Here is a 13311-nt window from a genome sequence, read left to right as displayed (position 1 = left end):
GCCGGCATGAGCCGACAGCGCTATGCCCATCTCGACGGATTGCGGGCGATCGCAGCGCTTAGCGTGATGATCGAGCACCTGTTCGGCGATCTGTTGCGGCAGGCTCCACCGGCGACCGGGCCGATGAGCACATTCGCCCGGTCTGTGGTGGAGACCCTGAGCCTCGGGCGGTTCGGCGTGGCGCTGTTCTTCCTGATCAGCGGCTTCGTCGTGCCGTTCAGCATCGCCGGCGAGCGGCCGCTCCGGCATTTCGCGATCTCGCGATTGTTCCGGCTCTACCCGGCGCTGTGGCTGGCGCTGGCCGTGCTTACCGCAACGGCCTGGCTTTCCGGCGACAGGCCGTCGGCGACGACATTGCTCGCCAACATGACGATGGCGCCGCCGCTCTTCGGCCAGCCCTGGCTCTCGCCGATCTATTGGACGCTGTTCGTCGAGCTCGTCTTCTACGGGCTCGTCGCGCTGCTGTTCGCGACGAGGCTCCTGCGAAACGTGTTCGCGTTGCTCGGCCTGAGCCTCGGTCTGATCGCCGCGACCGTGCTGCCCGTGCACTTGCGCCTGCATGGCCTCGCGGAGCTGCCGGTCCAGTATCTCGGCATGCACTTGCCGTTCCTGTTCCTCGGGTTGCTGCTGCGGCTCTGGCTGGTCGAGCGCAGGACGGGCGCCTGCCTTGCGGCGTGGCTGATCGGTTTCGCGCAGCTTGCAGCCGTGATCGCGGTCTCGCCGTTTTCGCTGGCACGCGGCGACCATTTCATCATGGAAGGGCTCGCGCCCGTCCTTGCCGCCTATCTGCTCGCTTTCGTGGTCTTCCTGGCGGCGATCCGGCTGGAGCGGCCGCGCTCCGCCCTGCTCGCCCGGACCGGACTGATCAGCTACGCGATGTACCTGTTCCACGGCCCGGTCAACGCCGCCGTCTACCGCGTCCTGCCGTTCACCGGAGAGCGTGGCGATCTCGTCACGATGCTCGTCTGCATAGGCCTGACGCTGACGCTGTCCTGGCTCATCTATCGCACGGTCGAGCGCCCGATGATCAGGTTGGGGCGCTCGCTATCGGCCGAGCGTGACGCGCGCGGCGCCTATTCCATCGCCTTGAAGCGGTTGAGATAGGTTTCCTTGTCCGTCGCGGCCTGCGTCGGCGGCAGCCTGAACTTCCAGGTCTCGGTCAGCGTGCGGTCGCCGAGCTTCAGCACCGCGTCGAGATCAGACGAGACGGCCGGGTTCCTGACCTTGATCCGATAGATCAGGCGCCAGCCCTGGATGGCCGGATTGGGCTGCAACTCCGTGCCGACGATCTCGACATTGTCGTTGGCCGAGACCACGGCGGTCGGGCGGGCGTCCTTCGCCAGCTTGCGCAGCGAGGGACCCTTGAAATCGACCAGGAAGGCGAGCGTGCCGTCGCCGGCGCGGATCAGGTTGGACTGGTAGATCTCGCCGGCCGCGCGCATCGTCTGCCAGACATGGGAGATGTCGCCCTTCATCAGGGCAGGCTCGTCCATGGTCCAGTGCATGCGGTAGTCGAAGCGCATCGGCTCGCCGAACGGGGGCCTGCTGTCGGGCACCCAGAGCGTGACGATATTGTCGTTGGTCTCGTCGGCGGTCGGGATCTCGACGAGGCGGACATTGCCCTTGCCCCAATCGTTGGTAGGCTCGATCCAGGCGCTCGGACGCAGGTCGTAGCGATCCTTCAGATCCTCGTAGCGCGAGAAGTCGCGGCCGCGCTGGAGCAGGCCGAAGCCCTTGGGGTTCTCCGCCGGGATATCGCTGATCGCGACCATGGACGGGTTGACCAGCGGTCGCCAGATCCATTCGCCAGTGCCGGTGCGGACGGCGAGGCCATTGGAATCATGGATCGCCGGGCGGAAATTCGGGGTCGGCGACGGCTGCTGCGGGCCATAGAGGAACATGCTGGTCAGGGGCGCAATGCCGAGCGTCGTCGGCGAGGCGCCCTGGCGCAGGAAGACGCGCGCCTTGACGCTGAGAACGGCGTCGGAGCCCGGCGTCAGGGTGAACTCGTAGGCCCCGGAAGCCCGCACCGAATCCATCAGTGCGTAGAAGGTCAGGTGCTTGTCCTTCGGCTTCGGGCGGCGCAGCCAGAATTCGCGGAAGGCGGGAAATTCCTCGGCGATCGGCAAGCCGGTATCGATCGCGAGACCGCGGCCGGAGAGGCCGTAGATCTGGCCCTTGCCGATGACGCGAAAATAGCTCGCGCCGAGCACGCTCATGATCTCGTCGAGCTTGCCGGCCTGGTTGATCGGATAGACCACGCGGAAGCCGGCCCAGCCGAGCTTGCTGGTCGCCTCGCGGTCGAAATGCAGGTCGGCGAAGTCGAAGCGCCCGGAATCATAGGGGATTTCGTGCGCGGCGCCGTCGACGATCTCGCTGATCTTCACCGGCGTGTTGAACTGCATGCCCTGATGGTAGAAGGCCAGCTTGAACGGCGTCTTGTATTCCATCCAGGCGAAGCGTTCGCGCTTCGGCTGCATCTTCTGGTAATCGGCGAACTGCATCTTGCTGAAGACGTCGGGCAGGTTGCTGACCGGTGCGACATAAGGCGCATCCGCCAGCGCCTTCGCCTTGGCGACCACGTCGTCGAGCCCGAATGCCGGCTTCTGCTGCGCGAAGGCCGACGGCCCGGCGACAACCGCCAGAGCCAGCCAGCCGAGCAGCAGGCCGAGCCGCGCGAAACCGGACCTGCTCCGGCCCTGTCCGCACTGGTCCAGCAGCCGCATCAGCCCATGCCGGGCTGAAGAGGAAGATCGGGCCATGAGCGGGGCCCCGTCGGCGGAACGGGTCGACAAGTTCACACTACCTCCTTAAAGGTGGGCGTCGGCGGGACGGAGCGCCCGTCCTACATTGGCAGCGGCGCACCGAACACATGCCCATCATCGCCCCAAGGGTCAAGGAATGAGCGCGTTCTCTTCGGACCGCTCCCGCGCGACCCTTCGCCGCCCTCTCTTCTCAAGTGAACGAACTCAGCATGGATCATAAGAACGCTGCGCCGGTCGTCGAAGGACTGGAGACGGTGTCCCCTGAAGAGGCCGCTGCCGGCCTGTCCCGTCGGCAGGCGCTCGGAGCCATGGCCTCGGCCGCCTTCGTCGCCGGAATGGCCGCGCTTCCCGCTGCGGCCCAGCCGAAGCCGGCGCGCGCCGCCGATCCGGCCGCGACGAAGAAAGCCTTCGTCGACAAGCTGATCGCGCAGATGACCGTGGACGAGAAGGTCGGGCAGTTGCGCCTGATCAGCATCGGCCCGGAGATGCCCTTCGCCAAAATCGTCGAGGAAATTGCCGCCGGGCGCATCGCCGGCTCGTTCAACACCGTCGTTCGGCGCGACAACCGGCCGATGCAGGAAGCCGCGGTCAGGCGCTCGCGCCTGAAGATCCCGCTCTTCTTCGCCTATGACGTGGTCCATGGCCACCGCACCACCTTCCCGATCCCGCTCGGCCTGGCGTCGAGCTTCGACATGGCCGTGATCGAGCGCATGGCCCGCGTCTCGGCGATCGAGGCCTGCAATGACGGCGTCGACATGACCTTCGCGCCGATGGTCGACATCAGCCACGATCCACGCTGGGGCCGGACCTCCGAGGGCTTCGGCGAGGACCCCTATCTCGTCAGCGAATGCGCCCGGGCCAGCGTGCGCGGCTTCCAGGGCACTTCGCCCAACCAGCCGGACACGATCATGGCCGCGGTCAAGCATTTCGCGCTCTATGGCGCGGTCGAGGGCGGGCGCGACTACAACACGGTCGACATGAGCCCCCTGCGCATGCATCAGGTCTATCTGCCGCCCTATAAGGCCGCGATCGACGCTGGTTCCGGCGGCGTCATGGTCGCACTCAATTCGGTCAATGGCGTGCCGGCCACCTCCAATACCTGGCTGCTGCAGGACCTCCTGCGCAAGCAATGGGGCTTCAAGGGCGTCACCGTCAGCGACCATGGCGCAATCACGGAGCTGACGCGCCACGGCGTCGCCCGCGACAACCGCGAGGCCGCCAAGCTCGCGATCAAGGCCGGCATCGACCTCAGCATGGCCGACCAGGTCTATCTCGCCGAAGTGCCCGGACTGATCGCCTCCGGCGAGATCAAGATGGCCGAGCTCGACGCCTGCGTGCGCGAGGTGCTCGGCGCCAAATACGACATGGGCCTCTTCGCCAACCCATTCCTGCGGATGGGCAAGCAGGAGGACGATCCGTCCGACGTACGCGCCAACGACCGGCTACATCGGGAACCGGCCCGCGAGATCGCCCGCGACAGCATCGTGCTGCTGGAGAACCGCAACCAGACCTTGCCGCTGAAGAAGCAGGGCACGATCGCGCTGATCGGGCCGCTGGCCGATTCCGGGCTCGACATCCTCGGCAGCTGGTCGGCGCAAGGCGTCGCCGAGCAGGCCGTCACGGTCAAGGCCGGCATCGAGAACGCGATCGGCGACAAGGCCAAGCTCATCGTCGCGCGCGGCTGCAACGTGCTCGACGACCAGAAGATCGTCGACTACCTGAACTTCCTGAACTGGGACAAGCCCGAGGTCATCCAGGACCCGCGCCCGGTCGATGTGATGATCGATGAGGCCGTCGCGATCGCCAATCAGGCCGATGTGGTGATCGCCGTGGTCGGCGAGGTCCGCGGCATGTCGCATGAATCCTCGAGCCGCGTCACGATCGAGATGCCGGGCTCGCAGCGCAAGCTGCTGCAGGCGCTGAAGGCGACCGGCAAGCCGCTCGTCGTCCTGCTGATGAACGGCCGCCCGCTCGCCATCGGCTGGGAAAAGGACAATGCCGACGCGCTGCTGGAGACCTGGTATGCCGGTACCGAGGGCGGCAACGCCATCGCCGACATCCTGTTCGGCGACCACAACCCCGCGGCCAAGCTGCCGATCAGCTTCCCGCGCTCGGCCGGCCAGATCCCGACCTATTACAACGCGCTGCGGATCGGGCGCCCCTTCACGCCGGGCAAGCCGGGCAACTACACCTCGCAATATTTCGAGGAGGAACAGGGTGCGCTCTATCCGTTCGGCTTCGGGCTCAGCTTCAGCAAGTTCGCGCTGACCGATCTCAAGCTCTCGGCCAGCCGCATCAAGCGCGGCGAGAAGCTGACGGCCGAGGCGACGCTGACCAATACCGGCAGCTTCGAAGGCGCCAATGTCGTGCAGCTCTACATCGCCGACCCCTATGCCTCGATCGCGCGGCCGGTGAAGGAGCTGAAAGGCTTCCAGAAAGTGACGCTGAAGCCCGGCGAGAGCCGCGTGGTGCGCTTCGAGATCGGCCCGGACCAGCTCAAATTCATCAATGGCGACCTGAAAGAGGTCATGGAAAGCGGCCAGTTCGACGTCCAGCTCGGCCTCGATTCACGCGACGTGCTGGAGCAGTCGTTCCTGCTCGCCTGAGGCGCCCGCGCCGCTGCCCGAGATGCGAACCCGGCATGGGCGACCATGCCGGGTTTTTCATTTGGCCTGCTCCGGCACGATCCGGACATTCCCCGACAGTTTGGTCATGGCCGCCAATATCGCGCAGCGTCACGGAGAGGCTTGCTTCCAGCATCGTTAGGCCTGATCCTGAAAAGATGGATCAGCGCGTATCTTCCCCATGGGATGAACGCTCGACATGCTTTATTGAACGCTCGCCATAGTGAGCTGCGCAGGTCTATCGCCCATGCCTTCGAAGATTATCCCGATCGTAATGTGCGGCGGCGCCGGAACCCGCCTATGGCCGGTATCCCGCGACACGATGCCGAAACAGTTCATTTCGATGTTCGGCGGGGATTCGACCTTCCAGCGGACCATGAGGCTCCTGTCCGACGACAAGGTCTTCGCGCCCGCCATCGTCATCACCAATGTCGAGTATCGCTTTACCGTTCAGGAGCAGCTTCAAGCTTGCGGCGCGAGCGCCCAGATCGTGCTCGAGCCGGTGCGGCGCGATTCAGCCGCTGCGGTCGCAGCTGCGACCGAGCTCGCACTTGCGCGCGATCCGGGTGCGATCGTCGGTGTCTTCGCCGCCGACCATGTCGTCCAGGACGGGAAGCTCTTTGTCGAAACCTGCCGCCAGGCCGGAATCGTCGCCCAGCAAGGCCGCATCGTCACGATCGGTATTCCCCCAACGTCGCCAGCCACGGGCTACGGCTATATCCGGCCCGGTGAAGAGATAGGGGACGGCGCCCGCCGGATCGCCGCCTTCGTCGAAAAGCCCGACGCGGCGCGCGCGGCGCAGTATCTGCTCGACGGCTATTTCTGGAATTCCGGCAATTTCATCTTCGATGCGACCACCATGCGAGCGGAGCTCGGAGCCTTCGAGCCGAACGTCCTGGCTCCGGTTTCAGAGGCCGTGGCCAAAGCCGAACCCGATCTCGCCTTCCTGCGTCTCGAGGCGACGGCCTTCAGCCGGGCCAAGACCATCTCGATCGACTATGCGGTGATGGAGCGCACGCAGAAGGCCGCCGTCGTCGCCGGCAATTTCGGCTGGTCGGATGTCGGCGGCTGGTCCGCCGTATGGGACCTGTCCGAGAAGGACGTGGACGGCAACGCCATCGAGGGGCGCGGCTATGTGCTCAACGGCGCGAACAATCTCGTTCGCTCGGAGGACGCGCTCGTCGCCGTGATCGGCCTCGACGACATCGCGGTCATCTCGACGCGCGACGCCGTTCTGGTGACGCCGCGGGAGCAATCCGACAAGGTCAAGCAGATGGTGGCGCTGATCACCGCCCATGGCGAGTCGGAAGCTGGCGCCCATCGCGAGATCCAGCGCCCCTGGGGGAAATATCTCTCGGTCGACATGGGCGCGCGCTATCAGGTCAAGCGCATCACCGTGAAGCCGGGCGGCGTCCTCTCGCTGCAGAAGCACTATCATCGCGCCGAGCACTGGGTCGTGGTGCGGGGCACGGCCGAGGTCACCCGCAACGACGAGACCATCATCGTGCACGAGACGGAGTCGATCTATCTGCCGATCGGCTGCGTGCATCGCATGGCCAACCCCGGCAAGATTCCGCTCGAACTGATCGAGGTTCAGGTCGGCTCCTATCTCGGCGAGGACGACATCGTTCGCATCGAGGATATCTACAAGCGCGTGTGAGAGGCGCTGCGGAGCGCCTCTCAGATTTGCCTGGACGGCTCAGCCCTGCGCCGGCTTCCAGCCCGCCGCGGGGATGGTGTTGATCATCCAGGGAATGCCGAACTTGTCGACGAGCGAGCCGAAGCCGGGCGACCAGAAGGTCTCGCTGAACGGCATGGCGGCCCGTCCGCCTTCGGAGAGCTGATCGTACCAGCGCTGGCCCTCGGCCTTGTCGCCGGTATGCAGGGTGACGTCGAAGCCGTTCTTCGGCTTGTCCACGTTCGGGGCCCAGGCGGTGTCCATGTCGGCGCCCATCAGGGCCTGATCGCCGACCTCCAGCCAGCAATGCATCAGCCAGGTCTTGTACTTCTCGTCGGTGATCGGCATGCCGGGCGGCGCGTCGCCATAGGGCATGGCCGCGGTGATCTTGCCGCCAAGGACCTTGGCGTAGAATTCGAATGCCGCCCTGCACTCCCCCCGGAAACTCAAGCTGGTCACGATCTTCATGGTCGTCTCCTTTACTGACGGGCTTCGGCACCCTTCCGACGAGGCCGGGGAGCGTGTCAGCTCCCGGTTAGATTGATATCAATACATCTCTCCTGTGCGTGTCAGCATGACGAATGCCGGCCAAGCCGGACCGATGCCCGAAGCCGCCGCGCATCTTCGACCGGGGATGTGGCGCAACAGCGACCATCCATCCTCGACCTGGCCGCGTCGAACCTTCGACGGACGCGCTAGCGTTTCCTCTTGCTCAACTGCCTACCGGCAGGTAGGTCAATAGCCAACATCCTGTTGGCGGGCCAACTGCCGGCACATCCAAGGGGGCTCAGCACGCATGCCGGTCATCGAAAGCAGGGTCGGCACGGGAGCCGAGCAACAGCAGAAGCGGGCCGCCTACGGGGCTCTGATCCAGACCCTGCGGGAGCGCCATGCGCACGTGCTGGCCGGCGGCGGCGAAAAGCTCAAGGCACGCCATCGCGAGCGCGGCAAGATCCCGGTGCGCGAGCGCATCGACCTCCTGATCGATCCGCTGACGCCTTTCCTCGAACTCTCAGCCCTCGCGGCCTGGGAACTCTATGGCAACGAGGTGCCGGGCGCCGGCATCGTCACCGGCATCGGCGTCGTCGCGGGCACGCCCTGCATGATCATCGCCAATGACGCGACGGTGAAGGGCGGCTCCTTCTTCCACGAGACGGTGAAGAAGCATCTGCGGGCGCAGGAGATCGCCTTCGAGAACCACTTGCCTTGCGTCTATCTCGTCGATTGCGGCGGCGCCTTCCTGCCGGAACAGGATCGCGTCTTCCCCGACCGCGACCATTTCGGCGGCGCCTTCCTGCAGCAATGCCGGATGTCGGCGGCCGGCCTGCCCCAAATCTCGGCGGTGTTCGGCGGCTGCACGGCGGGCGGGGCGTATATCCCGGCATTGTCCGACGAGGTCGTGATGGTGCGCGGCACCGGCCGCATCCATCTCGGCGGGCCGCCGATCGTGAAGGCGGCGATCAACGAGATCGTCGATGGCGAAACGCTGGGCGGCGCCGAGATGCATACGCAGGTCTCGGGCGTCAGCGACTATCTCGCCGAGGACGAATACGAAGCGATCGCCAAGCTCCGCGACATCGTCGGCGCGCTGAACTGGCCGGCGCCATCGCGCGTTACGGCGCGCCCCGTCAGGGCGCCGCTCTACGACCCCGCCGAGATCGAGGCGATCGTCGGCACCGACCTGAAGCAGCCTTTCGACGTGCGCGAGGTCATCGCCCGCATGGTCGATGGCAGCGTTTTCGACGCCTTCAAGCCGGATTTCGGCGCGACGCTGGTCACCGGCTTCGCCCATATCCACGGCCAGCCGGTCGGCATCATCGCCAATAACGGCGTGCTGTTCTCCGACAGCGCGCTCAAGGGCGCGCATTTCATCGAGCTCTGCGACCAGCGCCGCATTCCGCTCCTGTTCCTGCAGAACATCACCGGCTTCATGGTCGGCACCGAGGCCGAGCGCGGCGGCATCGCCAAGCATTCGGCCAAGCTGGTCTATGCCGTCTCGAACGCGCGGGTGCCGCGCTACACCGTGATCATCGGCGGTTCGTATGGCGCCGGCAATTACGGCATGTGCGGGCGGGGCTTCCAGCCGCGCTTCCTCTTCGCCTGGCCGAATGCGCGGATCGCGACGATGTCGCCGGATGTCGCGGCGACCGTGGTGACCGAGCTTCGTCGCTCCAGCCTGACGCGCGGCAACGCGAACGAGGCGGATATCGAGAAGCTCGATCGCGAGACGCGCCGCCAATTCGAGGAGCAGAGCACGCCCTATTACGCGACGGCCCGGCTCTGGGACGACGGCATCATCGAGCCGGCCCAGACCCGCGACGTCATCGGCCTGTGCCTCTCGCTCGCCGCGCGCGAGATCGACCTGCCCGGGCATCGTCCCGTCTACCGGATGTGACCCCGATGATCGGCTCTCTCCTTGTTGCCAATCGCGGCGAAATCGCCGTGCGGATCATGCGGACCTGCCGGCGCCTCGGCATCCGCACCGTCGCCGTCTTCTCCGATGCCGATCGCGATGCGCAGCATGTCGCCTTCGCCGACGAGGCCGTGCGCATCGGCCCCGCCGCCGCGCGCGACAGCTATCTGCGGGCGGAAGCGCTCATGGAGGCCGCCGCGCGCAGCGGCGCAGAAGCGATCCATCCCGGCTACGGCTTCCTCTCCGAGAAGCCGGACCTGCCCCTGCTCTGCCGGCAGGCGGGGCGCATCTTCGTCGGCCCCTCGGCCGAATGCATCACCGCGATGGGGCCGAAGATCGGCTCGAAGCTGATCGCGGAGAAGGCCGGCGTGCCGAGCGTGCCGGGCTATGCCGGCGAGGACCAGTCGAACGTCGCGCTCGCCGATGCGGCGGCGCGGATCGGCTATCCCGTGATGATCAAGGCCTCGGCCGGCGGCGGCGGCAAGGGCATGCGCCGCGTCTTCGCGGCCGCGGAGCTGGTGCCGGCGATCGAGATCGCACGCGCCGAGGCGCAGGCCGCCTTCGGCGATCCCGCCCTGCTGATCGAAAAGCTGGTGATGCGCCCGCGCCATCTCGAGGTGCAGGTGGCGGGCGACAAGCACGGCAATGTCGTGCATCTCTTCGAGCGCGACTGTTCGGTCCAGCGCAACAACCAGAAGGTGCTGGAGGAAGCCCCCGCCCCCAATCTGGCGCCTGCGATCCGGGGCAAGCTGCTGCAGCGCGGCGTCGCGCTCGCCAAGGCCATCGGCTACGACAATCTCGGCACCGTCGAGTTCATCCTGGAGGACGGCTTCGACGAGCCCTGGTTCCTCGAAATGAACACGCGCTTGCAGGTCGAGCATCCCGTTACCGAAGCGATCACCGGCTACGACCTCGTCGAGTGGCAGATCCGGATCGCCGCGGGCGAAAGGCTCCCGGCCTTGCAGCCTGATATCCGCGAGAACGGGCATGCGATCGAGGCCCGCATCACTGCAGAACGCGCCGACCAGGGTTTCAGGCCCGATACCGGGCGGATCGCGAGCTATGCCGAGCCCGCTTCGATCCGTGTCGACAGCGGAGTGCGAGCCGGCTCCGAAGTGTCGCTGTTCTACGACTCACTGCTCGCCAAGGCGATCGCAGCCGGGCCGGACCGCGCCACGGCCTGCGCGCGGCTGGCGGCGGGCCTGCGCGAGTTCGCCATTCTCGGCCCCGCGACCACCCTGCCCTTCCTGATCGATGCGGTCGAGCATCCGATCTTCGCGCAAGGCAAGGCGACGACACGCTTCATCGAGGACGCCTTCCCCGATGGCTGGACGGCGAACCGCCCCCACCACCGGCTGGCACGCGCCGTCGCCGCCCTGCTCTGGTTGGAGAGCCAGAAAGCAGCACGCCCGAATCTCGATGTCTGGAACAGCCTTGCGGGCTTCCGCCTGCTGGCGCCGGCCGGTGGCGTGGCGACGAGCCGCCTGATCGCCGAGGAGGAAGACGGAGCAACGAAGCTGGAAGTCCGATTCCTGCCGGATGGCAGACGCGTCGTCCTCGACCCGGAGGGCGGGATCGAACTGGCGCTGCGCCTGAGCGCCGGAAGCTTCGAGCTCTCGTTCGAGGACCGCGTCCTACGCGGCCACCATGCCAAAGCCGATGGCCGTGTCCGGCTGATCCTCGACGGCGAGACCTTCACGATCGGCATCGGCAGCGAGGCACGCCCCGCCGCGGCGGCCGGCGGCGCCGGAGCCGGCTCTGGGGCGGTGTCCGCCCCAATGCCGGGCGTGGTCGCGGAGGTTCGCGTCACGCCAGGCGATGTCGTGGAGGCCGGACAGGTCGTCGCCGTGCTGGAATCGATGAAGCTGTTCACCTCGCTCCCGGCCGGCATCGGCGGCATGGTTGCCGATATCGCCTGCCAGCCGGGCGACACGGTCCAGGCCGGCAAGAGGCTCGTGCTGATCGAGCCGACGCCCACCTGAAGTCCGCATGCTCCTGGCGCAGGCCCGCCAGCCCATCAATCCATCTCGACCGTCCGAAGCCCTTGCCGGAGAACGATCCTAGACCGCCGCTCTTACCCGCGCTTCCGTAGAAGCGGAATCAGCAGGCGGCGACGGGATCGGGGGAACCGCCTTGAAGCTGCCTTTGTGGGGAAGCGCGCTCAGCGCCACGCTCCTCGTCCAGGTCGTGAGTTCGTTCGCCGGCGCCGCCACCCCGCTTCTCGGCCCGGTTCTGACCCTGCGCTGGGGCCTCGCGCCCGAGAGCATCGGCTATGTCTCGGCGGTGGTCTCGGCCGGCATCTGCTGGTTCCTCGCCTGCGGCAATCCGATGCTCGACCATCACGGTCCGGTGCGAGGGCTGCAGATCGGACTGGTCTTCGTCGCGGCCGGGCTGCTGCTGCTGCTGTCGCTGCCCTTCGTATGGATTGGCCTTGTCGGCGCCCTGCTGCTGGGGCTCGGGCTGGCTCCCAACACGCCGGCCGGCAGCCAGATCCTGATGCGCACGGCGCCTGCCGACCACCGGACTCTCGTCTTCTCGATCAAGCAGGCCGGCGTGCCGCTCGGCGGCGCCATCGCGGGCTTCTCCGTCGCGCCGATGGTCCTGAGCTTCGGCTTCACCGGCGCGATCCAGGCCATGATCGCGGTCGTCCTGATCAGCGCGTTGTTCGTGCAACCCTTCCGCCGGAGCCTCGATGCGGAAAAGGGCACGCAGAACCGGGCCTGGGCGCGGATGTTCCTGTCGCCCTCGTCGCTTTCGCGATCGGCCCGCGTGCTGAGTTCGCATGCTTCTCTGCCTATGCTGACGGCGCTCGGCGTCTCGTTCTCGATCACGCAGGCCTGCATCACCGCCTTCACCGCGACCTATATGGTCACCCGGCACGGGAAGACGCTGGCGGAAGCCGGCCATCTCGTCGCGACCCTGCTCGTGGCGAGCACGATCGCGCGCATCTTCTTCGGCTGGCTGGCTGACCGGATGGGCAGCGGATTGCGCCTGCTCTGCCTGCTGGCATTGGCCGCCGGCGCGGCCATCACGCTCCTGATCGGTACGGCCGGGACGAATCCCTGGCTGATCTATCTCTGCATGGCCCTGGTCGGATCGACCTCGATGGGCTGGAACGGCGTCCACATGGCCGAGCTGGCGCGGGTGTCGCCACCGGCACTGATCGGCGACGTGACCTCCGGCGCCAGCCTGTTCGGCTTCGTCGGCTCGATCTGCGGCCCCCTCGTCTTTGCGGTGATAGCAAACCGGACCGGCAGCTTCGACTGGCCGTTCCTGCTCGTGGCCGGCCAGCTCGCGATCTCCGGCGTCTTCGCACTCTGGTATCTGCGGCGGCGCCCACAAGCCTGACGCCGTGCGGAGGAGGATCTGGATAACATCGGGTGATGCCTGATCCCGAATAAAGCATGAGACAATGGAGGCGGAGCCTCCAGGTGTTCAGTCCCGAGGTCACCTGGGCGGGATCAAGTCTGAAGCGCTCTGGCCCGGCCGCCCATGCCTTGCAGATGGCTTCGTAGGGTGTGAGGCCGCGTAAGGCCTTGAGACGTCTTGCGACCTTATCGCCGTCGATCTCGGGCAGCCTGCTGATGCGGTGGCGCTGGAAACAGCGGTGCCGGGCCGAGCGCGTCAGATGCGGGATCGAGGCCTGCAAAGCGTAGGGGCAATCATCCGGCGGCAGCAGCGTATGCTGCTGAAACACCACCGCCATGGCCTCTTCTTCCGGCGTCGAAACTGTGGAGCGAGGCGCCCTCGGACCCATCGGCGCGTCGTCTAGGAAATGTCAACGGCGGTCGGATTCCAGGCCATCGTGGCGGAGTAAAAGCAGGCCACTGG

At 66.6% G+C, this 13311-nt stretch carries 8 protein-coding genes and 1 pseudogene; 6 read left to right on the top strand and 3 right to left on the bottom strand.

The window, feature by feature from the left end:
• The first annotated feature begins 6 nt into the window (after positions 1–6).
• Entirely contained in the window at positions 7–1104 is a 1098-nt protein-coding gene (locus Q0Q36_RS18795) for an acyltransferase (protein WP_293800286.1), read from the top strand.
• On the opposite strand, the gene Q0Q36_RS18790 is transcribed toward Q0Q36_RS18795, so the two are convergent.
• Positions 1074–2726, bottom strand: a complete 1653-nt coding sequence (locus tag Q0Q36_RS18790) for a glucan biosynthesis protein G (RefSeq protein WP_293800284.1) — start codon at positions 2724–2726, stop codon at positions 1074–1076. The genes Q0Q36_RS18795 and Q0Q36_RS18790 overlap by 31 nt on opposite strands.
• 248 nt (positions 2727–2974) lie before the next feature.
• On the opposite strand from Q0Q36_RS18790, the gene bglX reads away from it, so the two are divergent.
• Together bglX and Q0Q36_RS18780 are read left to right on the top strand one after the other, a co-directional pair.
• On the top strand, positions 2975–5371 hold the full coding sequence (bglX, locus tag Q0Q36_RS18785; protein WP_293800282.1) for a beta-glucosidase BglX: 2397 nt from the start codon (positions 2975–2977) through the stop codon (positions 5369–5371).
• Positions 5372–5636: 265 nt separating this feature from the next.
• Positions 5637–7049, top strand: a complete 1413-nt coding sequence (locus Q0Q36_RS18780; protein WP_293800280.1) for a mannose-1-phosphate guanylyltransferase/mannose-6-phosphate isomerase — start codon at positions 5637–5639, stop codon at positions 7047–7049.
• A gap of 39 nt (positions 7050–7088) precedes the next feature.
• Here the strand turns inward: Q0Q36_RS18780 and Q0Q36_RS18775 are convergent, their stop codons facing one another.
• Positions 7089–7535 (bottom strand): VOC family protein, encoded by a 447-nt coding sequence (locus tag Q0Q36_RS18775; protein WP_293800279.1) that lies wholly within the window; start codon positions 7533–7535, stop codon positions 7089–7091.
• A 328-nt stretch (positions 7536–7863) separates the two neighbouring features.
• Between Q0Q36_RS18775 and Q0Q36_RS18770 the strand changes: the two genes are divergently transcribed.
• The 3 genes from Q0Q36_RS18770 (at position 7864) to Q0Q36_RS18760 (ending at position 12828) form a co-directional block, all read left to right on the top strand.
• Complete coding sequence (locus tag Q0Q36_RS18770; RefSeq protein ID WP_293800277.1) at positions 7864–9462, top strand: acyl-CoA carboxylase subunit beta; 1599 nt, start codon at positions 7864–7866, stop codon at positions 9460–9462.
• A gap of 5 nt (positions 9463–9467) precedes the next feature.
• Positions 9468–11462, top strand: coding sequence for a biotin carboxylase N-terminal domain-containing protein (locus Q0Q36_RS18765; RefSeq protein ID WP_293800275.1), 1995 nt, complete (start codon positions 9468–9470; stop codon positions 11460–11462).
• Positions 11463–11613: 151 nt separating this feature from the next.
• Positions 11614–12828, top strand: coding sequence for an MFS transporter (locus Q0Q36_RS18760; protein WP_293800273.1), 1215 nt, complete (start codon positions 11614–11616; stop codon positions 12826–12828).
• Positions 12829–13033: 205 nt separating this feature from the next.
• Here the strand turns inward: Q0Q36_RS18760 and Q0Q36_RS18755 are convergent.
• A pseudogene (locus tag Q0Q36_RS18755) lies at positions 13034–13279 on the bottom strand (IS481 family transposase); the annotation flags it as partial.
• Positions 13280–13311: the final 32 nt, after the last annotated feature.

The organism is uncultured Allobosea sp. (genome assembly GCF_945957345.1).
Taxonomy (GTDB): Bacteria; Pseudomonadota; Alphaproteobacteria; order Rhizobiales; family Beijerinckiaceae; genus Allobosea.
This window is presented reverse-complemented; position numbering and strand designations above follow the sequence as displayed.